The organism is Paragemmobacter kunshanensis, assembly GCF_011059185.1.
Taxonomy (GTDB): Bacteria; Pseudomonadota; Alphaproteobacteria; order Rhodobacterales; family Rhodobacteraceae; genus Paragemmobacter; species Paragemmobacter kunshanensis.
On record NZ_JAALFE010000021.1, the window covers coordinates 1 to 23,511 of the forward strand.

The window sequence follows — 23,511 nt, forward strand, 5'->3', positions numbered from 1 at the left end:
CACTGCCCTTTTTGGGGCCAGAGGGTGCGATTGCCCTACGCTTTCTGACCGGCATGGCTCTGGCGGGGGTTTACCCGCCCGCCCTCAAGTTGATGGCAACATGGTTCGTACAGGGGCGTGGACTTGCACTGGGCTTCCTGATTGGCGCGCTGACGCTGGGGTCATCCATGCCGCATCTGGTGCGCGCAATGACCAGTGGGCTGGACTGGCGTGCGGTGGTCTGGGCAACATCGATCTCGGCTCTGGTCGCAGCCCTGATGTTCGCGACCCTGTTACATGAAGGCCCTCATCCTTTTGGCAAGGCCAGCTTCGACCCACGCAAAGCGTTGGCAGTCTTTTCCAACAGGCCGCTGCTTCTGGCCAATATCGGTTATTTCGGGCATATGTGGGAACTCTATGCCATGTGGGCGTGGATTGTGACCTTTGCCACTGCGGCCGAGGCGGGTCTGAATACCTTTCCTTTTGGATCAGCGTCCATGTTCAGCTTTATTGTCATCGCATCAGGTGTCCTGGGGTGCTTGTTGGGTGGCTGGCTGTCCGATCGCATAGGGCGCTGCCTGACCTGCGCAGGGATGATGCTGGTGTCGGCGGGTTGTGCAGCCCTGATCGGGCTGTTCTTTGATGGCCCCACGTTCATCCTCGGGCTTTTGGCTGTTGTCTGGGGAATTTCGGTGGTCGGTGACAGCGCCCAGTTTTCAGCAGCGGTGACAGAACTGGCCGACAGCGCATTTGTTGGCACCGCCCTGACATTGCAGATGGGGATCGGATTTGCGCTGACCGTGCTGGCCATCTGGGGCCTTCCTCTCTTTGCAGAGCTGATCGGCGGTTGGCAATGGGCCTTTCTCTTTTTGCTGCCGGGGCCGCTGGTTGGAGCATGGGCAATGCTGACTCTGCGTGCCCGCCCTGAAGCCAGAAATCTTGCCCAAGGCGCCCGTTAGGCGCAAAACGCCATGGCGTGCGTAAAGCCCTTTGCCAAACGCGGGACAAGATATGTGGGCACAGTCAAAGCCTGCCCTGCCGGATCAAGACCCCTGTCAGCAGAATCCCATGCAGGTCATTGCGACAGGGGTGGCAAAGCCCTGCCGCTGACATCCGGGCATTGAACATGGCCGTCGGTGCAACTGCTGCCTGTTCTGCCTATTGCGGGATTGTTTGATGTGACCCCATTTGCCGCCGCTTTTGCGGGGTACTGACGCCAATTGCAGCCACCGCAAGACGCACCGCAGCTTCCATCGCATCGATGACCACCACACGGTGTTTGCGGCACAAATACGGAACTATGTGAGAAACTTGGTATATCCGAGGTACGTTGGGTCAAGTTCTTGAGCAGAATTTCAGCGTGCGCTGTGCATAGCCCACGAGTTCGGCATCGTTGATCAGCACTGTTTGCCAGGCCGGATTTGTGTCGTGGTGGAAGCGGTTCGCATACCCAAGAAGCTGCTTTAGCTCCCTCACGTTCGCTTCCGACAGTATCTCGTCTTGAGCGCCGAGTTTCCGCTCGCATTCAAGAAGAAAATTGCCGAGAAGGCGCTCGGGCGGACAATGGGCGGGGCATGCAACCCGCATATAGCTCTCGAGGATATGCCGGAGGGCAGCGGCAACCTCGCGCTCCTTGGTGTGATCAGCGGTATGAAGGTAGTCCCGGACGAGCTTGTGCCGCCGGTCATGCTCGGTCACCGCGTCGGCCGAGACGTCCCATGCCAAGATCGTTGACCCCGGGTTTGAGCGTGCGATCCGCGCCGATGATCGGCCATTCTTGTCAGCCGACGCCCACAGGTCGCAAAGGAAGGGCTTCGAGTGGGACAGCACTATTATCTGCCGGACCTTGTCATACAGTTCCCGCATGACCTCCATTGTCGTGAGCGATCGGTGTTCATCCAGACTGGTCATGGGGTCATCGATCACGAGGATCTTGTCGGCCAGGTTGCCTGCCTGCTCCAGCGACGAAAAGAAGAACGCTAGAGCGAGCGTGTTTCGGTCGCCCGCGCTCAGCGTTGTTCGGAACGATGGGCCAGCGTCAGCCGTCAGCGGCACGTTCTCGTTGTTTATCACGACGTGGTAGTTCGCGGCAGAGCCGCCCCGGTTGTTGACCGAGGTCACTGATCCCAGCCGGAACCCCGCGTTGAATTTTGCGAGGTAGGCATTGATTGCGACCTCATAAGCCGGAAAAATCGTCTCGCGGTATCTGTCGAGGGCCTCCCTCGCCTTCGTCCTGGCCGCTTCCGTCCTTGCCTTCTCGGCCTTCTCTTTCAGGTAATCGTCGCACTTCGCCGCCACATCCGGCTCAAAGCGAGCCTTGATCGACTTCAGGCGCACAAGGTCGCCTTCCAGAGCCGATACGTCCGCCGAAGCCGCTTGCTCCTTCACCGTCTTGATCGCCTCATTGCAGGCTAGGAACTTGTCGAACGCCTCGGCTACCGACCTCCGCTGTTCATCGAAAGCGGCGACTGCCTCGACAGCCTGGTCGGGCAGCTTCATGGGCTCCAACGGCGACACTGCTTTGGCCCGTAGGATCTCGAGAACGCTTTCCCGGGCGGCGGTCCATGCCCGGACTACCGCGGCGGTATCGACGTGGATATCCGGAATCGGCGTGAAGGCCTTCCAAAAATCTCGGGTCTCCGAGACGTCCCGAATGGATCGCTCGAAGCCGGCCATCACCTCGCCGCCATGGTCCGCAGCGATCCCTCGGCCGAGGGTTCGAATATCGGCCTTCAACTGGCTGTAGGCATCGCTGAAGTAGGCTTGGTAGTGCGGGATCAGGTTGGAACCCGCGAGGTCTTGAGCGCAAAATGGGCACGCCTTGTGATCAAGCCCCGCTGAGGCCGCCTCTATCCGAGGCATGCCCTCGGCGACCCAGTTCTCTCCGTCCCGGCCGAGCTTCCGCAGATGCTCCCTTACGAGGGCTGCCGCTGCGGCCTCCAGCTCCGGAAGGCTCCGAGCCAGCACGGCGCGAATTCGATCAAGGTCGAAGCCTGGCAGGTTGAGGGACTGAAACGCAGTGCGCTGATGGATCGCACCTGCGGCCTTGGCCGCCGCCAGCCGGCGCTCGGCTTCCTCGATCTCCTGGTCGATGTCCTTTTTCGGGCTAAGGCCGCAGAAGGCGTCGACGCTAAACGGGCCGCGGGCCGCCGCCGGGATCGCATCCTGTTTCGCGCGCAGGTCTTTGTTGTGTTGCTCGATCCGTTCGACGTGGCCCTGAAGTGCTTTGCTCAGCGCCACGCCCTTCGCGCCGAGGATCAACTCGTGTAGATTTTGCCTATGACTGGTCTCGATCTCGATCCCTGAACACACGTTTTCTGCAACAAATGCGTCATCGAAGACATGTATCTCAGGTTGCGTCGCGGACCATGCGCCATTCTGGAAGATTGCCGATGCGCCAGAAAACTGAATTATAACATGCGGTTCATGCTGGGCCTTCAGACGCTTGCGATTCTGGATGAGGGAAGGATCGCCTGACGAGAGCGACTTTAAAATTGCAGATAACGTTGTCTTGCCACGACCGTTTTCCGCGTAAATCACCGAGAAAGGAGTTAGCGGCAACTGTGCGCCAGACGATACATTGTCAAATTGACCCACATTACGAAGTAAAGAAATTCGCTCAATCGTCATTTTTCTCGGTCATGTCCTTCGGCATCTTTCAGCGGCCTCGATGTCTTGAGAGGTGCTCGGTAGCCATAAGTCCCCAGCGGGCGGCCGCTATGTTGGATTGTGTGTGATGCTTGCCAGCGTTTCAAGGGCCACCTGGCGCACCGCCTCGGCCTATTCGCCGCTGATGCAAGACATGAGACGGAGGCAATTTTGGTCCCTCGTCCACCTGGTTGACTTCTAGTTAGCACCGGCAACGGACGACAACTTCTACGCCCTTCGTGTGATGCAACGGCTCGGCATCAACCGACCGGACCGCGCCGCCCCCTTGCTTAAGAAAGCGGCGCGGTCGTCTGCTACAAGGCTCCTACAGGCATCAAGGGCACCCACCTAACCGCTCCTTCCGAAACCCGCGCCCCCTTCCCTCTGCGCCCGCGCATCCAGAACCCTCTCCGCCGCGCTGATGCTGCCCTCGGCCCGCGCCGCCTCGGCCCAGACCGAGATCGGGAACCGCCCCTCGAAGTGCAGATCCCGCTCGATCCCCATGCCGAAAGGCAGCCGGATCGCCGCCATCTCGCTCAGCGACCAGGAGCCCAATTCCGGGTAGCCGAGATCGGCGAGGCCGAAGAGGATGTCGCCGTCTTCATCGAGCTCGGTGGCCAGCCAGGTGCCCTGGCCGAAGGGGTTGAAGAACTTCACGACGGGGAGGTGATCGGCGTCCGGCATCCGGCCATTGGCGAGAAGCCGGGCGCGCTGGCTGGGGGTCAGGAGGATCATGCCGCGACCCTCCCCTGTCCGGTTGCCTCGGCCGCGGCAGGCTCCGGCACATGGGCAAGCAGCCAGTCCGCGGCCTTGCTCGCCTGCGAGGCTGCACGGACGATGGCGCGGTTGTCCTCGCGCAGCACCTCGAGCCAGGAGCCGATGTAATCGGCATGGCGCACGGTGGGCACGATCCCCAGCGAGGCGCAGCAGAAGGCCGCATTCATCTCGGCAACCAGTTCCTCGAAGGCATAGGCCTTGGTCCCGAAACTCCCCGAGAAGTCCCGCCCAAGCCGCGAGGCATGGCCGGTGGCATGCCCGAGTTCATGGAGCGCGGTGCGGTGCCAGTTGATCGGCTCGAAATAGGCCTGCGGAGGGGGAACCTGGACGTAATCCAGCGCCGGGACGTAGAAGGCCCGGTCTCCCCCGATCCGGAAATCGATGCCGGTGGCGCGGATCAGCGCCTCGACCTGCGGCGCGATCATGCCGGGCGGCGGCGGGGGTGCCACGACGGCGATCTCCTCCGGCAGGCCCTCGCATTGGGCGGCGTTGAAGACGGTGAACCGCTTGAGGAAGGGGATCTGACCGGGCGTGTCGCCGGTTTCCCGGGCGCGGCGCTTTTCATCCTCGGGGGTGAAGCGGTCGGCATAGACGACGGTGGTGCCGCGCTCGCCCTTGCGGACATTGCCGCCGAGCGCCAGCGCCTGGCGGAAGGTCAGCCAGGCTTGCGTCGGAAAGCCCTGCTGGACCACGGCGCCCCAGAGGATCAGGATGTTGATCCCGGAATACGGACGCTGGGTCGCCGCGTTCCGCGGCAGGGCGAGCGGCGCCTTGGCCGAGGCCGTGCCCCAGGGCTGGACCCAGGGCAGCCGCCCCGCCTCCAGTTCCGCGATGATCCGGGAGGTGATGTCGTCATAGATGCTGCTGCGGGCGCCGCCGTCGCGGGGCGCGCGGTCCTGTCTGGCCATCGGGGTGATCTCCACGACGGGCGCCGGGGGCCTCTCCCCCGACCCTCAACCCGTCACGGAAATCCCGTCTGCACTCTCCCTCTGAGGGGGCGTTGCGGGGCCCTCCCCGCTCGAAGGGGGTGCGTCGGCAACGCCAGTGCCGACCAGGGGGAAGGCTTTCCCCCACAAACATCTTCGACCCTCATCCTATGGAAACTGTGCCACCTTCCTCCTCATCACGGCCCGGCACTGCCGTTAGCCTTAGCCTTACCGCCAGGGCTCCGGCTCATAGGCAGCCTTGGCCACGACCTTGCTGGCATCCCCGCGCGACCGGTAGCGGCCGATCATTTCACCGTTGGCGGCATCATCGACCGCCTGCACGCGGTAGAGGGTCAGGCTCTTGTCGCTATTGGGTTTGAGCTGGAAGACCCGACCGTTCTTGCGGCAATAGACGAATTTCGAGCCCTTGATCTGGGTCCAGGGACAATCGGCATAGGAGAGGAGCCGCCGCTCCCGCTCAAGCCGCGCCTCTTCCGAACGGCGCTCGTCCTCCGCCCGCTTTTCATCGCGCAGCCGCTGGAACTGCGCGCTGGTGTAATCCGACAGCCGCCCGATGATTGCGGGCATCTCCGTGCCCGCCTCCTTCTCGGCCTGATAGATCGCGAGGCACTCGGTCTCGAGCTTCGGTTCGGGATCCCCGAGATATTCCTCCTCGATCATCGATTTCATGCGCTGCTCGAGATCCGTCATCGTCAGGGCCGGTCCGGGCAGGCTGTTGAGGAAGTCGAGCATGTCCGCCTTAGGGATCCAGCACTCGATGGCAGCGCCGAGGATCTTGTCGCGCGGCCCTTCCCATTTCTTCCAGATGGAACTTTCCCGATCGAGCTTCGTGACGATCTCGAGCGCCAGCTTTGCGAGGGACCGCTCCTCCCGCATGTGGCGCAGAGAGGGGCTGCGCACATACTCGGCCAAAAGGCTGTAAACGACCTGGGTCCGCTGGTTCATGAACATGTCTTCCTCCTTGAATGCGCCATAGGTTCAACCACGGGTTCCCCCCGTTCAACGCCTTGATTCAGGAGTTTTCCGCGCTGACAGAGCAAGACCCCCCAGAAGACGGCCCGACCCAGCCAAGCGAATTCGAGGCGTTTCGCGAAAGCATGGTCTTCGAAGGGCCGGAATTGACCTTCACCCCCCATGGGTCGCCCGACCCAAGATTGATGCGCCTTGTCCGTCTTCTCGCACAGCAGGCGGCGCGCGAATGCTACGAAGAGGAGCTGCGACTGGCGCGGGAAAAGAGGCGCGAGGCTCCCCCCGCCTGAACGCAGGTCAGGGGCGATCGGCCGTCCCGCTTTCTGCGCACTGCAACGACGCGCCGCCGTGGCCACTGACAGGGCACCCGGCTCAACCCGGGCCCCGCATCATGCCATTTTCTGCATCGCGCGTTGTTATGTGCGTATTCCGGGGTGATGCGCCCAGCGATTCCGATTTGATGCGCCCACCCGTTCCGATTTCATCCGCCCATGGATTCCGGGGTATCCGCCCACCTCTGTGACATGCTGCTGCGAGGCAATCTGTAACCGGCTACCTTCTGCCCTTTTTGGCACGAAGGACGCCCGATGAAGAGATTGCCGATGCGGAAGATACGAGATGTTTTGCGGCTATCAGCCGAGGGGCTTTCGACCCGTCAGATTGCTGCGCGCCTTGCGATCGGTCGAACCACCCTGCGGGGTTACCTCGATCGCGCTGCCGAGGTTGATCTGAGCTGGCCATTATCGCCCGACATGTCTGACACTGACCTTGAGCGCCTGATTTACCCACGCATGGCACGTGATATTGCGAAGCGCGCGAGCGAGCCTAACTGGCCCTGCATTCACCGCGAGCTGCGCCGCAAGGGCGTGACGTTGATGCTCCTATGGGAAGAATATCGCGCTGATCATCCTGATGGGTATGGCTACTCCCGGTTTTGCGAGTTGTACACGCGATGGGAAGGCAAGCTGTCGCCGGTCATGCGCCAGCGTCATCCTGCAGGTGAGCGCCTATTCGTCGATTACGCCGGCCATACGATCGATGTGATTGACCCCGAGACCGGGGAGGTGCGCACGGCACAGGTGTTTATCGCTGTTCTGGGGGCATCAAATTATACGTTCGTCGAGGCGACCTGGACGCAATCCCTGCCGGATTGGATCGCAAGCCATGTCCGCGCATTGAACTTCTTTGGCGGGGTGCCTGCCCAGATCGTCTCTGACAACTTGAAAGCAGGTGTCACCAAGGCGTGCTTTTACAACCCCGTAATTAACCGCACTTACGCAGATATGGCCGCGCATTATGACACGGCTGTTGTCCCGGCCAGGCCATATAAGCCCACAGATAAGGCGAAGGCAGAAGGTGGGGTATTGCTGGCTGATCACTGGATACTCGCACGGCTGCGCAATCGTCAGTTCTTCAGCCTTGCTGAGTTGAACGCGGCCATCAAGCCGCTGCTTGACAGGCTCAACGACAAGGTCTCGCGTCATCTGGGTGCCAGCCGCAGACAGCTTTTTGAACAGTTGGACAAACCCGCCCTGAAGTCGCTGCCGGTAGCCTCGTATGTTTATGCTGAATGGAAGAAGTGCCGCGCCGGGCTCGATTACCACGTCGCCATCGACAAGCACTATTATTCCGTGCCCTATCAGCTGCTGAAGAAAGAGCTGTGGGCGCGGATCACTGACCGCACGATTGAAGTCTTCCATGTCGGCGAGCGTGTCGCCTCTCATGTGAGGACGTCCGGCAACGGGAAGCACTCGACGCTGCGCGATCACATGCCAGCACATCACCAATTCCGCGATGACTGGACGCCAGAACGCATCACAGCACGTGCGGCCCGCGTTGGACCAAACGTGGCCACCTTCGTCGAGGTCGTCATGCGTGATCGCAAGCACCCTGAACAGGGATATCGGTCATGTCTTGGGGTGATCCGGCTTGCCGACAAGTTTGGCCGCGACCGACTTGAAGCGGCCTGCAGCCGCGCGCTTGCAATCAACGCCAGATCCTATTCGTCACTCCTGTCCATTCTCAAGAATGGGCTCGAGAGCAGGCCCCGCACCCGCGCCACGGACGAGCCTGCCATCAACCACCCCAACATCCGTGGCGCTGATTACTTCCATTGAAAGGAACACAATGCTTGATCATCCAACTCTTCATCACCTCAAGGCTCTCAGGCTGGACGGCATGGCCCAAGCTTTTGCCGAACTTCAGATGCAGGATAGAGCTGCCGATCTCAGCCCCGCTGAATGGCTTGGCCTACTCGTTGACCGTGAGGTTGCAAGCCGAGAAACAAAGCGGTTTGAAGCCCGCATGCGCACAGCCAGGCTGCGCCATGTGGGCGCCAGCCCAGAAAATGTCGATTACCGCGCACGCCGGGGCCTCGATAAGGCGCTGTTCCAAAGCCTGCTCACAGGCAGATGGATCACCGACAAACGTAATCTGATCATCACTGGCCCCTGTGGCGTCGGCAAGACCTGGCTTGGCTGCGCACTGGCGCAAGCGGCCTGTCGTGACGGCCTGACTGTGGTTTACAAGCGGATGCCGCGCCTCTTTGAGGAATTGGAGCTGTCCCATGGTGACGGACGCTTCCCCCGCTTGTTCCGAAACATCACGAAGGCGCAATTGCTGATCTTGGACGACTGGGGCCCAGACAGGCTGACATCACCGCAACGCCGCGATCTCATGGAGCTTGTCGAAGAGCGTTACGGGCGCGCCTCAACGATGATCACCAGCCAATTACCCATCAAAGCATGGCATGATGTCATCGGCGAACCAACCTTCGCAGATGCCATCCTCGATCGCATCGTACACAACGCCTACCGCCTCGAACTTGAGGGCCAGTCCATGCGCAAGACCATCACCAAAATGGGTGACGAAACACATCAGGACTGATAACCAAAAACGCTGCCTCACGGCAACGCGTCACAGGTGGGCGAATACCCCGGAATAGGTGGGCGGATGTTGTCGGAATGGGTGGGCGCATGCGCCGGAATACGCAGTTATGACGGCTTTTCGACGTTCGTGATTGATTTTCGGCGCGATGGGCGTATAAGGATTTTCGACACTGGCCCATGATTTGCGGCCATAATCCGCGCACATGAGGCCTTTTCGACGCATGAGACCCGAGAGCCTGACGCCCTCCTTCTTCCAGGATGAGCCCCTTCCCGAGGGCGCCAGCCTCGCAGGTTGGGCCGCGCTGGTCTCCGCGTTCGGCATTCCTGCGCCGGTGCGCAACCCCACCTGCATCTCGGAGCGACATGTGCGCGGCAACGTCCGCGCGGATGGGATCTGGCAGGTCTATGACAAGCGATACCTGCCAGATGCAACGCTGGAAGGCCATCTCGGCTTTGCCCTGCGGCACGAGAGCATCGACCTCCTGATCCTCAAGCGTGTGTTCGACGCCGTTCCGCAACAGGACATCGAAGCGATTGTCCGCGCCACGCCGACCGGCGCCTTCTCCCGGCGGCTGTGGTTCTTCTTCGAGACCCTGACAGGACGGAGGCTCGATCTCGAGGATGCGCCGACCGTCACGGCGGTCCCGGCTCTGGACCCCGCCCTCTATTTCACCGGCAAGGAGCGCTTCTCGCAGCGCCACCGCGTCCGGGACAATCTGCTTGGCACCGGCGCCCTCTGCCCGGTGATCCGGCGCACAGAGAAGCTCGAGGCGTTGATCGCGCTCGATCTGGCCGCGCGGGCCAAGGAGACCATCGGCAAGACGGGCGGCCATGTCGTGGCGCGCGCGGCGAGCTTTATGCTGCTGGCCGACAGCCGTGCGAGCTTCGAGATCGAAGGCGAGCGCCCGCCCGTCAACCGCCTGGAACGTTGGGGACGCGCGGTGCTCGAGGCCGGCAAGCGCCCCCTCAACCAAACCGAGATCTACCGCCTGCACCGCATCCTGATCGGCGACGATCGCCTGACCCCGATCGGCTATCGCGACGACGGGGTTTTTCTGGGCGAACGGGACCACAGCAACGACCCCTTGCCCGAGTTCATCGGCGCGCGGCCTGAGGATGTTCCCGACCTCATGACGGCGCTGAACGATTGCAACAACCGGTTGCGGCTGACGGATACCGAAGAGGTCGATCCCGTCTTGCAGGCCGCCATCATCGCCTTCGGCTTCGTCTACATCCACCCATTGGCAGACGGGAATGGCCGCCTGCACCGCTGCCTGATCCATCACGTTCTCGCCGAGCGGAAGTTCACCCCACCCGGGATGGTCTTCCCGGTCTCGTCCGTGATGCTCGACCGCATCGACGATTACCGGGCGGTGCTGCAAGGGCACTCGGCACCGCTGATGGACCACATCGCGTGGCGCGCAACGCCCACCGGCAATGTCGAGGTCCTGAACGACACGGCCGACCTCTATCGCTTCTACGACTGCACGGCGGAGGCCGAATTCCTCTATGACTGCGTCCGCAAGACCATCGAGGAGGACCTGCCGCGCGAAATCGCCTATCTCAAGCGCCACGACGCGGCGATGCGCGGGATCATGAACCGCATCGAGATGCCAGACGCTCTGGCACGGCAGGTGATTCTGTTCGTCACCCAGAATGACGGGCGGTTTCCGAAGCGCAGGCGCGACCGCGACCCCTTCCTCAAACTCACCGATGCTGAGATCGCCGATCTGGAGGAGATTGTGACGACGGCGTTCTCGAATTGAATTCAGCCCGCCCCCCGTACGGTACCCGACCCAAAGACGCGCAAACATCCGATTTGACGGCCCTCGAGAGCACAGGACAGCAGTAATGGCGAGATTCAACCCGCACCAGAAAAGCGCCGCATTGTATCCTGTGGTCTCGGACTTCGCCGACCGCTGCTTGCTGCAGGATGGCTCTATCCTTCAGCCCGACCTTCGTCTTTGGACGGCCGAGAACCTCTCGGAGCTGGACCGCACATTCGTCCAGAATCCCGATGAAGGCACGGACAGCTACTATCAGAAGCTCGAACAGCAGATGTCTTCAGGCACGCCGGAAAGCCGCCAGTTGATGGCTGAGCTGCACTGGATCCTGTTCACCTTTCCGAGCGACATGGGCGCGGCGACCAAAGCGCAGAGGGTCAGAGAAATCTGGTCCTGGTCGGGCACCCCGCTTCCCGAGGGCGTTGCAGCCTTGAGCCCGGAGGTTCTGGAAGGCATCGGGCACGCGGGCACGGCCTATAACACGCACAGATGGCGGGAGCTGAGTTTCCTGATTGAACTGGTTCGTGACTGGAAAGCGCAGCCGCCTGAGATGCAGGCCCAACAGCGCAAGGACCATGAAGCGTTCTGCGCGTTCCTGGACAAGGTGCCCAGTGTCGATGGCCGCCAACTGCGTCAGATCCTTCCTCATCTCCTGTTTCCAGATCACTACGAGCGGATTTCAAGCCCGCGGCACAAGCGAGAGATCCTTGAAGGCTTTGCCGTGGCAACGCGGAAGGACATCCGGAAGATGCGGATTGCCGAGCTGGATGCACATCTCTTTGCCCTGCGGCGCAAGCTCGAGACCGAGCTCGGCCGGGAGATCGATTTCTATGAGCCGGACATTGAACAGCGCTGGCGCGACGGCGACGCAACCTATCTGATCAGCTGGAATCCGTCACGCTGGGACTGGGAGACGTTCGCCGAGGATCGCCAGCAGACCGCGTCCGGAGGCACTGTAGTCCATCGGTGGCGCACGAGTTCGAAAAAGCCGAAGCCTGACGACACGGTCTTCCTGATCCGAACCGGCGATGAACTCCGCGGCATCATCGCAAGGGGACGGGTTGCGAAGGCCGCCTACACCGACCTCCACTGGGACTCAGAGCGCGCCGCCGCGGGTGAGACCACGGATTTCATCGATGTGGAGTTCGAGGACATACGGGACCCAGGGAAGGATGCCTATATCCCGCATGCGACCTTGACGAGCAAGATCAGCGGACAGGACTGGAGTCCTCAGTCTTCCGGAATTCTGATCAAGCCCGCTGCAGCGCGGGCGCTGGAAAAGCTTTGGGAAAACGCGGAACCCGCGAAAACAGACGTCGAAAGGGCCGTGCCGATCATGGGATCAACCCCTCACAACATCATCCTTTACGGCCCTCCCGGTACCGGAAAGACATACCGGACCGCTGAGGAGGCCGTTCGGTTGTGCGGGGAACCTGTCCCGGATGACCGCGCCACTCTGATGTCATCCTACCAACGCCTCTTGGCCGCCGGTCGGATTGAATTCGTCACCTTCCATCAGTCGATGGCCTATGAAGAGTTCGTCGAGGGTCGCCAGCCGATGACCGGCGCAGATGATGGCGAGGACACATCCTCGGCCGGCTTCCGGCTGGAGACGGTGCCCGGCATCTTCCGGCGCATCACGAAACGCGCCGAGACCAGCCGTGGGCATTCATCCGAGGAGGACTCGACACGTGTTGAAGGCCGCCAGGTCTTCAAGATGTCGATTGGCGAAGCGGACAACCCCGAAGACGCACATCTCTTCGAGGAGGCGATCAAGGGCGGTTATACCCTTCTCGGCTTCGAGGACATCGACTGGTCGGATGATAAATTCGCCAACCGTGACGCCATCATCGAGGCCTGTAAGGCGAAGGACCAGCGCCATTCCAACGTCGATGCACGCTCCGGCGTTGTGCAAATGCCCTTCAAGTTCCGGAACGATGTGAAGGAAGGCGACATCGTCATTGTTTCAAAAGGCAATTTGCTGTTTAGAGCCATCGGCGTGTTCACGGGCGGCTACGAATTCGTTCCGCGACCCGAAGGCGGTTATGCCCATCGTCGCTCCGTCCACTGGCTTTGGATCGACCGCGATGGCGTATCTGTGAGCGAAATCTACACACGTAAGTTCTCGCAGAAATCGATTTACGGGATCGATGTGGTCGAACTAAACGTGCCGGCCCTTGAACGCTACATGAACAGCCAGAGGAACGAGGGGCCCTCAGAGCCTGAACCTTTCGTCCTGATCATCGACGAGATCAACCGGGCCAATATCTCCAAGGTGTTCGGCGAACTGATCACGCTCCTGGAACCGGACAAGCGGCTCGGCCAGCCCAACCAGCTCAAGGTGCGCCTGCCTTACTCGGGGGATGAGTTCGGTGTTCCGTCGAACCTGCATATCGTCGGCACGATGAACACGGCAGACCGCTCCATCGCTCTGCTCGATACGGCGCTGAGGCGGCGGTTCACATTCCGGGAAATCATGCCCAATCCGTCCGTGCTGAAGGACGCAGCCGACCGTACGGGCATCGATCTGCCGAGCCTTCTAACCGTCATCAATGAACGCATCGAATATCTATACGATCGCGATCACCAGATTGGTCATGCCTATTTCACCGGCTGCGACACCCGCGCGGATGTCGACGCGGTGATGCGGCACAAGGTGATCCCTTTGCTGGCCGAGTACTTCTTCGAGGACTGGGGCAAGATCGCCGCGGTGCTGGGCGATCTCGAGACGCATGACAGGCCCATCGCGGGGGGCTTTCTGAACAGGTCGGTCCTCAAGGCACCACCGGGGCTCGACAATGGTGAGGCGATGCCGCGTTTCCGGTGGGACGTGCGCGACGACGGCTTCGATTACGCGCGGCTTGTCGGCTCATGATCCGCCGCACGCTCCGCGAATGGCAGCGCATCGGCTATGGGGATGACGACACGACCATCCCGACCGCCGAGGGCGATCAGATCGCCGCCGTGGCGGCGCGCTCGAGCTTCGCGGGGCGTGGCGGCGAAGGCGTGCTCGAACACGGCCGCAAAGGCCTGCGGGCCCGTGGTGTCGTCGGTGTGATTGCTGCGCCCGGCTGTCAGCTGGAGATCCTCCCCAAGATCGAGGGGCTTGGTGAGCATGACGCATCCGACGAAGCTCTTCGTCTTCGCCTCATCCACATGCTCGCGGTGGTCCACGATCTGCGGATCGATGCAGGCGCGCTGGCCCAGCTTGGATGGCAAAAGGATTCGATCCTCGAATTGTTGATCCGCTTGTTTTGCGCCCGCCTGATGGAAGCGGTGCGGATGGGTCTGCCGCGCCTGTATGTGGATCATGCAGACGACCTCCCCGCCCTGCGCGGCAGGCTCGACGTCACCCGACAGTTTTCCCGCCATGCGGTTGCGCCGCAGCGGCTTGCCTGTCGGTACGACGAGCTGTCCTCTGACATCGCGCTGAACCAGGTGATGCGCGCCGCCGTGACCCGTTTGCAGCGTGTGGCTCAGGCCCCCGACAATCAGCGTATCCTGCGCGAGCTGGGCTTTGCCTATGCGGATGTGACCGAGGTTCCGGTCCCTGCGCTGCGATGGGACCAGATCACCCTGGATCGGACCAATCAGCGGTGGCGCGAGCTTCTTTCCTTCGCGCGTCTTCTTCTCGGCGATCGGCATCAGCAGACCAGCGCAGGGGCCATGGATGGTCATGCGCTCTTGTTCGAGATGAATGCCTTGTTCGAGCAATACGTCGCCCGACTGGTCACCCGCGCTCTGGCCGGAAGCGGATACCGGGTTTCATCGCAGGGTGGCCACCGGGACTGCCTGTTCGAAGCCGATACGGGGCGGTTTCGGACCAAGCCGGACCTCATCATCCGGCACGGGGATCAAGCCGTCCTCGTCGTCGACACCAAGTGGAAGCGGATGGCCCCTCGCATCGACGACCCAAAACAGGGGATCAGCCAGGCAGACGTGTATCAGTTGATGGCCTATAGCCAACTCTATGGCTGCCGGGACGTCATGTTGCTCTACCCCCATCACGGCGATCTCCCGCCAGAGCCGATTTGCACCCGCTATGCCATTGCACGTGAAGGCGCCGACGAGGCCCTGCACGTCGCGACACTTGTCATGACCGGTCCCTCGGGATCGCATGTCGATGCGCTGAAGAAGCTGTTTGCCGGGATGTTGCCGGCTGCAGAGCCGGCCTAGCCAAAGCACCGGGCGCGACCAACGAAGTGGCTACCTTCGGGGCGGTCATCATCCCGCCTTCACGATGGGCATGCGCCGCAGGTGTGCGTCGATCGCCGTGACGACTTCTTGGTGCATGGGCAGATGATGCTTTTCGGACGCCCATTTCTCGAGAAAGAGACCGACGGTTTCGCGCGCCGTGGCCAGAACAACGGCTGTCGGCAGCGCTGCTTTTGCCGAGAGGTGCTCCAGCTCGTCCAGCGTAAAGCCTTCGAAATCCTTCGTGCGGCTGAAGTTCAGCGCCGCGCGGTCTCCCGGGATGTAGGGGATCGTCGACACGAAATCATAAGCGGGCGCAAGGCGGGCACGGTGGCCATCTGGGTAGATCAACGACCAGTTCTTCAGATGCATGTCACCATTGCCGATCAGCGCCGTGAAGGTCAGCCGCCGGATGAACTCGGCGGTGTCGGTGACATCCGACTCCGTCGCAATGACGCGAGCGATGTTCGCTGCGCTTGCGCGTTTGTACTTGTCCTCTGCAAAGACCCCAAAGACCTGCGCGAAATCCTCGATATGGACTGCAGCCTTCTCTTGTGTGCGATCGAACCGTTCGATGATGAAGGCCTTGTCGCCGAGCCTCTCGACTCCTGCTGGAAGATTGCCGATCCGCGTCACGTCAATCAGGTCGACAGCCGGGACGTCGATGCCGATCATGCGGGCAAGGGTCATCATCGAGAATTCGTTCTCGGGGACGCCGCGATACTCCTGGGACGGCAGCTTGACGATCCAGTCGCCGCCGACCCCGCTGGCGGGGATGGTCAGGCCGCCAGCCTTGTCGCTGACAGCTGAGAACTTGAGCTGCACACCGGCCAGCGAGAACCGCAAGACGTCGTCATGCGCGCCGACCGGCTCCGCCGCGTCAAGGTCCTCGTCCGTCACCGGTGGCCATGCATCTCCATCCGCCGGCTCGACGACAAGCGCGCCGGGCAGATCACGCCCCAGCACCCACATGAGGAAGAATTCACGGTCGGGGTGGATATCGACCCTCTCGGCCAGATATCTTCGCAGATGACCTTCAGGAAGAAGATTAGAAAAGAACGGTAACAGTTTGATTTTATATGGTCGATGGTCAGTGATCAGATCGCCGTTCTGGTCCTTGAAACTCAGGCTCAGGGTCTGCCGCTGCGGGTTGGCAATGTAGTCGTCAGTAAAGGCAAAGACGGTCCTCTCCCCGCCTAGATAGGTCAGGGTCCCGATCTTATGGCCATGAAGCAGGACGTTGAGGACCGAGACATCAGGCATCGTCTTCGTCCAGCGAATAGGCTGGCCTTGGGCTCGCGTCCTCCGGCGGAACAAACGGTTGGTGCGCCAGCTGGTTGCGCAGCTTCTGCATCGCATCCTGGCTCCGCGTGAGAGCCTCAATCTGGAAGCTCGGCACCTCGATGCGCTCCAGCGCCTTGCGCAGGGCTCTGAGGGTTTCAGGTTCGATCGTGGGGAGCTGAAAGCGCTGAAGGTCAGCAAAGGTCTTCTGCAGACGCATGACCCCATCAAGGTTCGGCATCGCCACCTGCAGCCTGCTCAGGGTTTCCGCGATGCGGGTGATCTCCTTCTGCGACGGGCCGCGCGTTGGGTCCGCCTGCCCGCCGGACTGGCGCACGATGGACTTCACGGCCGGGACGGCCTTCCGTGGAACGAGGGTCAGTTCCAGGTCGAGTGCATTTGCCATAGCGATGAGGCTCGTGACGCGCGGATCTACGGTCCCCGCCTCGATGCGCGAGATCTGAGCCTGCGGGATACCTGCAAGCGCACTCAGATCGCGCTGGCTCAACCCCTTCGCGGTTCGGGCCGCCCGGAGGCTAGCGGCGATGACTTGCGTGGCGTAGCTCATACTTGATGTTCATTTCTGCATCAGACATATATCATGATGCACAATTCTACATCGTCCAGCTTGTCACTTCAAGTTCGATACAGACTAGCACATCAAAATCAAAAATCGATGCATTATTCTACATCGAACACTGTCCACGCCTAGACAGCAGAGACTACCACTCGGAACCGGGCTTGCGTCGTCTTGGTGAGGAACAACTCCGTTGTGGCTAGCAAGCGGAGTATCTCCGGGGTCACGGTCTCTACCGTCGTGCCAGGCTGGACCAGCACAACCTCAAAATCGACGTCAGACCGCCGCGCCTTTTCCTTGAAATAGGAAAGTAACTTCATGTCGCCCTTTAGAAAGCGCGATGCACCTTGTTTCAACCATGTCTCATGGCGCCTCTTTAGGTCTGCATAGAGCCGAGGCAGTCCGCCATGCTTAACCGCCATGCTTTTTTGTGCTTGGCCGCAAAGCGTGTAGAAATTCCGAATGTCGGCCGAGATACGCCCTTCATGGGCATTCTTGCAGTGGACGAGACAAAGCCTAATTCCGCCGTCAGTATCCTTCAAGGCGACAAGGTCGGCGGCTTCACCGTGCCCGTCATCGTTGAAGATCAAGTCAAACTCGTCCTCGATGTTTTGAAAGGCCCGATACTGAATCGTATCCCGGTCAGTGGTTTTGTTCATCGACTCACGGTTGAGTGGAATACCGGTCCAGTCCCACGCCTCAAGTGACTCCCTTGGAAAGGTCGCGGGTTCGAGCGGGGTCGGTATATGGTAGCAGTTGTAGGAGTGCGTTCCGTCAGCATAACGGACGATGAAAGGATCGGTGAGGAGATACTCCTCCAGCGGCACAGCTTCAGCAGAATGCGACTTCTTGAATTTCAGGTGGGGACCTGAGACCCAGTCGTGGCTGTATCCGCCGGGCAGGTCTGCCGCGATGCGTAAACGATAAGTCGAACGGAAGCCCTCGGTTGCGATTTCGATATCGATTGCGCCATCATCGTCCACAGCCGCGATGCCAAGGTCGATCAGAAAGACCGGCAACTCGATGCTATCAAACAGGATGAACTGCCTGTCACTGAAACGCATCTGGGCCTGTTCGCCCCATTGCACCGCGATCGGATACGCGTCGTGTGGAGCGGTCAGCTTCTGTGGTCGTAAGAAGTCACGTGTGATGTTGGAATCCAGTTCGATGTCCGAAGTTACCTTGGTCCAGGTGCGATCGCACCATTCCATCCAAGTGGAGATCGTGCCTGATTTCTGCTGCCAGATTTTCCCTTTGCGCTGCGTGCCACCCCAAAGGACTCGTTCGCCGTCCTCGTAGCCAATACAAGCGATGTTGTTGAGCTGCGATTCCGCCTTCTCGATGCTCGCCAGCCCCTCGGTGACGTTTGGCCCGAAATATGACGTGAAGCTGATTGCGCCAATGCGCGATGATCCCATGCTCTTGACGAGAGGCATCTCAACATTGTTGAGAATGCGAAAGACCGCCGGGCCGCTGAGGAGCTCCGCTTCATCAGAGGTAATCGCCCGGGCCAGGCGTTCCGTGCGGAGCCCCTGGTAATCGCTAGCATAGATAAACAGCGCGCCGGCGGCCTGATTCCAGCGAACAAGGATAAGATCGTAGACCGAGTTCTCTAGGTTTTGGTAGTTTCCCCAGTCTACGGTCGAAGTGCGGTGCACCACCGCGACAAGCAGGTTGTTCTCCTCGTCAAGGGCGTACCAGCTCTCGGCGCCGCTCGGCAGAACCGCCTCATAGGCAAGCGGCGACCACGACTCGCATCTTGTACGGAATATCTGGGTCGACAGAGCCGGGCGAAGATTCCAGAGCGACAGCTGGGAATGAAGGTCGCCCCGTTCCTTCAGGCTCATCACGACATCCTGAAGTCGCAGCTCCTCGCGGATACGCTCTTCGCTGAGCCGCTTGATGAGCAAGTCCCAGTCAGCCCCTTCGGCATATAGAGCTGCTAGTTTGGTTTCCGTTTCGGGGTCCGCGATGTTCGCGACGACGGTTGCTTCCCCGATCGTACCGGTGGCGCCCTTTCGCGTGAACCGTCCGATGAACTGAAGGGTGACCGCCAGTGATTTATGCGTGTCGTGCAGAGCGGCGATCTTCAGATTGGGAAGATCGAACCCCTCACCGAGCATGTCGACGCAGACCACGATGCGCGCGCCGTCCGCACTCCGGTCCAGGACCTTATCTAGCGCGGCGGCATTCATTTGTCGTCGCCCGGGGCCGGAGTAGACGATTACCGGATGAAGCTCAGGCGCTAGCTCCGTGTATAGGGCCCAGACGGCATCCGCGCGATCCTTGTTGCGCGTGCGGGCCATGAGCAGGTGGTCCAAGCCCAGCTCGTCCCGATCCTTGCGCAGGACAGCGACCGCCTTCTCGGCGATCGCGCGATCACGGGTCGCCTCATCACCATATTCTTCGACTGTCCGCAGATTGATGGGCCGGTAGTAGCCGGCCTTCTGAGCGTCACCGAGCTTGTAGTTGAAGATGATTTTGCCATCGACGCGTTTACCGTCTCGACGGAAAGGTGTTGCTGTGAACTGCAGAATTCGCCGGTCGAGAAACCTGTCCCGCACCGCCGCCCAAGTCGAGGCAGTTACGTGGTGGGCCTCGTCAACAAAGATATCGCTGCAACGGTCGAGCAGATACTCGAGAGCTTCTGGCGCAAAGGTGCGTAGGCTGTCGGGCAGCGTCACTATCACATTGGCCTTTTCGACGAGCGAACGGCATTCTTCTAGCGTTTGCAGACCTGTAGTGATTCTTGCGACATGCGGGCCAGGAAGTTGGCCGGGGACGACGCCCGCGGCGGGCAGCACGCCCAAAGAGAGAAACTTTTCGGATATCTGGGTTCGAAGAGCGTCTGACGGCACAAGTACAAGGGTCCGCTTCAACTGCCTGTAGACCAGGGTGGCCAACATGGTTTCAGTCTTGCCGGTACCGGTAGGTAGAACGACTGTGGCAGGCTCGAACCTTTCGCCTACTGCGAAATGCGCTGCAATTGCGTGCAGAGCTCCGATCTGCGGCATGCGCAGCCCCGGTTCGTGCCCGTCCTCGCTCTCGACGCGGAACCGAAACTTGTTTCGCCAAAGCGCCAGAACTTGCTCCGGGGTCTCAGCATAATGCTCAAGCTTTCCCGCAGAGTCCCAAAATAAATCAGTGCTTTCAGTCAAATCGCTAACGTCGGACAGTTGCCTCGTAGTCAGAACCGGAAATGGTGAGTCAACGCGCCGGGCACCCTTTTGACGCAGGAGTATTTGGTCAAATGGCGCAGCTAGGTCCGTCTTTATGAGATCATGCCCCTTGTATTGTGACGGCGCAATCTCCGCTCTACAGCGGGAGCCCCTAAACGGACGCTGGCAAATCATATTTCCGGCTATTTTTTCCCTACGCTCAGGTAGTGGCGGCAGTATCAGGTAACCTTGCCAAGCCGGAAACAGTGTCATGTGCTCTCCACACCAAAAATGATGCCGCAGGAAACCAAGCGCGTCGAAAGGCCGTTAGCCAAATCGCATTGCGCATACCGGAAATTTTGGATCATGCCACACGAAAGGGCTATTGAACAAAACGGAGCAAGCTTATCTCCATTCCCAGTTCAGGGACACAATCGAGCGAAAGATGATCTAGTCTGAGGCGATCAAGACGCTGCGCGAGTGATACTAACATTCCTACTCCTGGGAGATAACGTCCCACATAGCCAGCATTTCCCGCATCACACGTTTGTCCGCATCGGATACAACGTAATCATCGTAGAACTGTTGCCCATTGAAGCGCACCACGACGCGGTCGGCTTCGGCAATTCGGCGCGCAAGGGACACGGCCGCATCACCGCGCAAGCTCGCGAACTCCCAAATCTCGGTATCGTTGTCGCGAAACCACTGACCGACCGGTACCCGGGTTGTCTCGCCATCGATATTGATCGATGCGCTGTCCACAAACAGCCAACCACTCCGGGAGGTGTAGTTGAAGAACAGTTCCATGGTCTGCTGACCGGTGCCGGATTCAATCAGGTACAGGGTCACGTAGTTTCGGATATCCTGATAGCGCGGCGAAGACGGATGCCGAGCCCAGGAGGATCCATCGAACTCGGCAGTTGTCCTGACCAAGCGCCCCTCCAGCGCTCTGGCGGTTCTTTGCAACTGCTCGCGTTCGGCTTCGATGGCCTGCTCGTAACGCGCAACTCTGTCTCGGTAGGTCTGGTCTTCTGGATCGATCCTTGCCAGCGCCTGATAGGCGACCAAATTTCGCTCAGCCTGAGCGGCGGGAATGGGCCGGACGTAAGCGGTGACGGCCGCCTCAAGCGCGTCACGCTCAGGACTTGGGGATGGGGCGAACGTCTGATCTGCCGCGATCTCGCGCACAACCGCGTCGATGTCTGCCCCATCTGCCTGAAGCCGAGTTAGGTAATCTGCAAGCCGGGAATCGGCCTCAGGCAATTCTGCAGGTGATGCAGGCGCCTCTGTCGCGAACGTCCGGTCCCCCTCGTTGGCCAGAGCGGCGGCGCGTTCGCGAGCCGTTTCTAGGTTCGCTCCTTCAATTGTCTCGGCAAACGCGAGGCACAGTTCAACTTCTCTCGTCCACTCAGGGTTCTGGAGCGCGCCCCAAGCAATCATGGATGCTGCCGCGTCCATATAGGCTTCAGCATCCCGAGCAAGAAACGCGTCGCGGCACTCTGAACGAGCAGCGTCGATATCGTCCTGAGAAGGATTTGCGCCAGCAGGAAACGCGAGAAACGCCATCGCAGGCATTGAAAGCATGAACTTGCGCATCGCTCTAACAACTCTTCTTTTTCCGATCCCTCGTCAGGCTAGCGACGCCGGTTTCAACCATCAAGCGAACATGGCCGTTCGGGCGCGGGTCCCTGTCCGAATTTGTCACCCATCTCGTCATGGTGCATCCCTCGGCCGGAACGAGGCCAAGGGTCGGTGTTCGCCCCCCGCCTATCGCATGAGACAGGTTGACCAGCCGTCTCGGCAGGACAGCGCGGCTTCGCAATCCACCCGGTCCGTTTCGTAGGAACATCACTCGGGTCGGAAGCGGGAAAACCGGGTCGGAACTACCCATCTCTCGGCCTTCACAAAAGCCCGGAAATGCCGGTCGGTCCAGTCATCCAAAAGACCTACTCTTGCCTACGCCAGAGCGCGAAATTATGCGATCAAAACGGGAACATCCAGTGCACACGCCGCTTTGCAAAGCATTGTTTTTTATATGAAATCCGTCCAGTCCATCATGGGCGCAACCGACAATCGATGCGCGTGATCCGCGGTCATGGCTCCGGCGCCCTTCCTGCCTTTTGCCCGGAACCTGCGCCCGGGCCTGCCGCCTGCATCCCGCAGGCCCGCCCCCTATAGCCGAACTCCGCCCGGCAGGAAAACCACCCCCGCCACCCTCCGCGCGGCTCAGCCCGCCTCGCGCGCGGGCCAGCGAAAGGTATTGCCCCGCACGATCACCGGCGCGATCTCCACCGCCTGCGCCGCCTCGCGCTCGGCCTGCGTGCCGATGGCCGCGCAGGCCGCCGCCTCGCCGACCCGCCGCACCGGCACCTCGAAGGTGGTCAGCCGCGTGCGCAGGGCATTCTGCAGCGACGTCCCGTTGAACCCGATCACCGACACCGCCTCCGGCACCGAAAGCCCCGCCGCGAACAGGCTCCGCAGGCCGCCGATCGCCATCGCATCGTTCAGATAATGGATCACCTGCGGCAGGTCCCCCGCCCGCAGCAGCCGCTCGGTCAGGATCTGCCCGCCTTCCGCCGTCCGCGTCAGCTCCGGATCCTCCACCACCTGGCAGGCGACGCCCGCCATGCCAAGCTCTGCCACGAACCCATCCCGCCGCCGCGCGGCGCACAGATCGCGCTCCAGCTGCGCCCCGACATAGCAGGCGCGCGAAAACCCCGCCTCAAGGCAGATCCGCGCCGCCGCGCGCCCCGCCGCCTCATGCGACAGCCCCACCGTCACATCCGGCCCCGCCCTGTCCCCATCCCAAAGCCGTACCGGCCGCAGCCCGCATTTGCCCAGAAGATGCGCCGTGGCCCCCGTCCGCGGCAGCCCGCCCGCCAGGATCAGGCCTGCGGGTTTCATCGACAGCATCATCCGCACCAGCCGCTCTTCGGTTTCGCCATCGAAGAAGGTCTCGCCGATCAGGCTGGAAAAGCCGCGCGGGGTCAGCACGGCATTGATCCCCGCCAGAACCCCCGAATAGACCTGATCGCTGACCGAAGGGATCAGCACCCCCACCAGCGAACTGCTCTGCTGCGACAGCGCCCCCGCCAGCGAACTGGGCACATAGCCCATCGCATCGGCGATCTCGGTCACGCGCTGGCGGGTGGCGGCGCTGATCCGCCCGGTGCCGCGCAGCACCTTCGAGACCGTCATCCGGCTGACATTTGCCGCCTCGGCCACGTCCGAAAGCGTGGCGGGGCCGCGGCTCGATTGGGATTGACTCATGGATTTGTTATCGTTACCACCGTGGATTAACGATAACCC

Annotated in this window: 16 protein-coding genes; 7 read left to right on the forward strand and 9 right to left on the reverse strand. The window is 61.0% G+C overall.

Features of this window, described 5'->3' with window-relative positions:
- Positions 1 to 938: MFS transporter (locus G5V65_RS17445; protein WP_165052611.1), on the forward strand; the 938-nt coding region annotated here is incomplete at its 5' end.
- Between the two features lie 376 nt (positions 939 to 1,314).
- Here the strand turns inward: G5V65_RS17445 and G5V65_RS17450 are convergent.
- From G5V65_RS17450 to G5V65_RS17465, 4 genes are all read right to left on the reverse strand, one after another.
- Entirely contained in the window at positions 1,315 to 3,609 is a 2,295-nt protein-coding gene (locus G5V65_RS17450) for an AAA family ATPase (RefSeq protein WP_165052614.1), read from the reverse strand.
- A 366-nt stretch (positions 3,610 to 3,975) separates the two neighbouring features.
- Entirely contained in the window at positions 3,976 to 4,362 is a 387-nt protein-coding gene (locus tag G5V65_RS17455; RefSeq protein WP_165052616.1) for a DUF2958 domain-containing protein, read from the reverse strand.
- Positions 4,359 to 5,312, reverse strand: a complete 954-nt coding sequence (locus G5V65_RS17460) for an ArdC family protein (RefSeq protein WP_165052618.1) — start codon at positions 5,310 to 5,312, stop codon at positions 4,359 to 4,361. The genes G5V65_RS17455 and G5V65_RS17460 overlap by 4 nt, the downstream gene beginning before the upstream one ends.
- Positions 5,313 to 5,558: 246 nt before the next feature.
- Positions 5,559 to 6,302, reverse strand: coding sequence for a hypothetical protein (locus tag G5V65_RS17465; RefSeq protein ID WP_206526861.1), 744 nt, complete (start codon positions 6,300 to 6,302; stop codon positions 5,559 to 5,561).
- A 14-nt stretch (positions 6,303 to 6,316) separates the two neighbouring features.
- Between G5V65_RS17465 and G5V65_RS17470 the strand changes: the two genes are divergently transcribed.
- From G5V65_RS17470 to G5V65_RS17495, 6 genes are all read left to right on the forward strand, one after another.
- The gene (locus G5V65_RS17470; RefSeq protein ID WP_241250626.1) at positions 6,317 to 6,610 is read left to right on the forward strand and encodes a hypothetical protein; all 294 of its coding nucleotides are present in this window, start codon (positions 6,317 to 6,319) and stop codon (positions 6,608 to 6,610) included.
- 297 nt (positions 6,611 to 6,907) lie between these two features.
- Positions 6,908 to 8,437 carry an IS21 family transposase gene (istA, locus tag G5V65_RS17475; RefSeq protein WP_165052620.1) on the forward strand — a complete coding sequence of 510 codons (1,530 nt, stop codon included), beginning with the start codon at positions 6,908 to 6,910 and terminating at the stop codon, positions 8,435 to 8,437.
- A 10-nt stretch (positions 8,438 to 8,447) separates the two neighbouring features.
- Complete coding sequence (istB, locus tag G5V65_RS17480) at positions 8,448 to 9,206, forward strand: IS21-like element helper ATPase IstB (protein ID WP_165052621.1); 759 nt, start codon at positions 8,448 to 8,450, stop codon at positions 9,204 to 9,206.
- A gap of 223 nt (positions 9,207 to 9,429) precedes the next feature.
- On the forward strand, positions 9,430 to 10,974 hold the full coding sequence (locus G5V65_RS17485) for a Fic family protein (protein ID WP_165052623.1): 1,545 nt from the start codon (positions 9,430 to 9,432) through the stop codon (positions 10,972 to 10,974).
- Positions 10,975 to 11,059: 85 nt separating this feature from the next.
- Positions 11,060 to 13,867: an AAA family ATPase gene (locus G5V65_RS17490; protein ID WP_206526862.1), complete on the forward strand. Its 2,808-nt coding sequence runs from the start codon at positions 11,060 to 11,062 to the stop codon at positions 13,865 to 13,867.
- Entirely contained in the window at positions 13,864 to 15,168 is a 1,305-nt protein-coding gene (locus G5V65_RS17495) for an McrC family protein (protein WP_165052625.1), read from the forward strand. Before G5V65_RS17490 ends, G5V65_RS17495 begins: the two co-directional genes overlap by 4 nt.
- 48 nt (positions 15,169 to 15,216) lie before the next feature.
- On the opposite strand, the gene G5V65_RS17500 is transcribed toward G5V65_RS17495, so the two are convergent.
- From G5V65_RS17500 to G5V65_RS17520, 5 genes are all read right to left on the reverse strand, one after another.
- Positions 15,217 to 16,449, reverse strand: a complete 1,233-nt coding sequence (locus G5V65_RS17500; RefSeq protein WP_165052627.1) for a type II toxin-antitoxin system HipA family toxin — start codon at positions 16,447 to 16,449, stop codon at positions 15,217 to 15,219.
- Positions 16,442 to 17,035 carry a helix-turn-helix domain-containing protein gene (locus tag G5V65_RS17505; protein WP_165052629.1) on the reverse strand — a complete coding sequence of 198 codons (594 nt, stop codon included), beginning with the start codon at positions 17,033 to 17,035 and terminating at the stop codon, positions 16,442 to 16,444. The genes G5V65_RS17500 and G5V65_RS17505 overlap by 8 nt, the downstream gene beginning before the upstream one ends.
- Before the next feature lie 140 nt (positions 17,036 to 17,175).
- Positions 17,176 to 20,475, reverse strand: a complete 3,300-nt coding sequence (locus tag G5V65_RS17510; RefSeq protein WP_165052631.1) for a DEAD/DEAH box helicase — start codon at positions 20,473 to 20,475, stop codon at positions 17,176 to 17,178.
- Between the two features lie 222 nt (positions 20,476 to 20,697).
- Positions 20,698 to 21,798: a hypothetical protein gene (locus G5V65_RS17515; RefSeq protein ID WP_165052634.1), complete on the reverse strand. Its 1,101-nt coding sequence runs from the start codon at positions 21,796 to 21,798 to the stop codon at positions 20,698 to 20,700.
- Between the two features lie 630 nt (positions 21,799 to 22,428).
- Entirely contained in the window at positions 22,429 to 23,472 is a 1,044-nt protein-coding gene (locus G5V65_RS17520) for a LacI family DNA-binding transcriptional regulator (protein WP_165052637.1), read from the reverse strand.
- Positions 23,473 to 23,511: the final 39 nt, after the last annotated feature.

What these genes read in the sequence shown, in the direction of transcription:
- G5V65_RS17450 (WP_165052614.1), bottom strand. Translation starts at nt 3,609, where the DNA reads ATGACGATTGAGCGAATTTCTTTACTTCGTAATGTGGGTCAATTTGAC.
- G5V65_RS17455 (WP_165052616.1), bottom strand. Translation starts at nt 4,362, where the DNA reads ATGATCCTCCTGACCCCCAGCCAGCGCGCCCGGCTTCTCGCCAATGGC.
- G5V65_RS17460 (WP_165052618.1), bottom strand. Translation starts at nt 5,312, where the DNA reads ATGGCCAGACAGGACCGCGCGCCCCGCGACGGCGGCGCCCGCAGCAGC.
- G5V65_RS17465 (WP_206526861.1), bottom strand. Translation starts at nt 6,302, where the DNA reads ATGTTCATGAACCAGCGGACCCAGGTCGTTTACAGCCTTTTGGCCGAG.
- G5V65_RS17470 (WP_241250626.1), top strand. Translation starts at nt 6,317, where the DNA reads ATGCGCCATAGGTTCAACCACGGGTTCCCCCCGTTCAACGCCTTGATT.
- istA (WP_165052620.1), top strand. Translation starts at nt 6,908, where the DNA reads ATGAAGAGATTGCCGATGCGGAAGATACGAGATGTTTTGCGGCTATCA.
- istB (WP_165052621.1), top strand. Translation starts at nt 8,448, where the DNA reads ATGCTTGATCATCCAACTCTTCATCACCTCAAGGCTCTCAGGCTGGAC.
- G5V65_RS17485 (WP_165052623.1), top strand. Translation starts at nt 9,430, where the DNA reads ATGAGACCCGAGAGCCTGACGCCCTCCTTCTTCCAGGATGAGCCCCTT.
- G5V65_RS17490 (WP_206526862.1), top strand. Translation starts at nt 11,060, where the DNA reads ATGGCGAGATTCAACCCGCACCAGAAAAGCGCCGCATTGTATCCTGTG.
- G5V65_RS17495 (WP_165052625.1), top strand. Translation starts at nt 13,864, where the DNA reads ATGATCCGCCGCACGCTCCGCGAATGGCAGCGCATCGGCTATGGGGAT.
- G5V65_RS17500 (WP_165052627.1), bottom strand. Translation starts at nt 16,449, where the DNA reads ATGCCTGATGTCTCGGTCCTCAACGTCCTGCTTCATGGCCATAAGATC.
- G5V65_RS17505 (WP_165052629.1), bottom strand. Translation starts at nt 17,035, where the DNA reads ATGAGCTACGCCACGCAAGTCATCGCCGCTAGCCTCCGGGCGGCCCGA.
- G5V65_RS17510 (WP_165052631.1), bottom strand. Translation starts at nt 20,475, where the DNA reads ATGACACTGTTTCCGGCTTGGCAAGGTTACCTGATACTGCCGCCACTA.
- G5V65_RS17515 (WP_165052634.1), bottom strand. Translation starts at nt 21,798, where the DNA reads ATGCGCAAGTTCATGCTTTCAATGCCTGCGATGGCGTTTCTCGCGTTT.
- G5V65_RS17520 (WP_165052637.1), bottom strand. Translation starts at nt 23,472, where the DNA reads ATGAGTCAATCCCAATCGAGCCGCGGCCCCGCCACGCTTTCGGACGTG.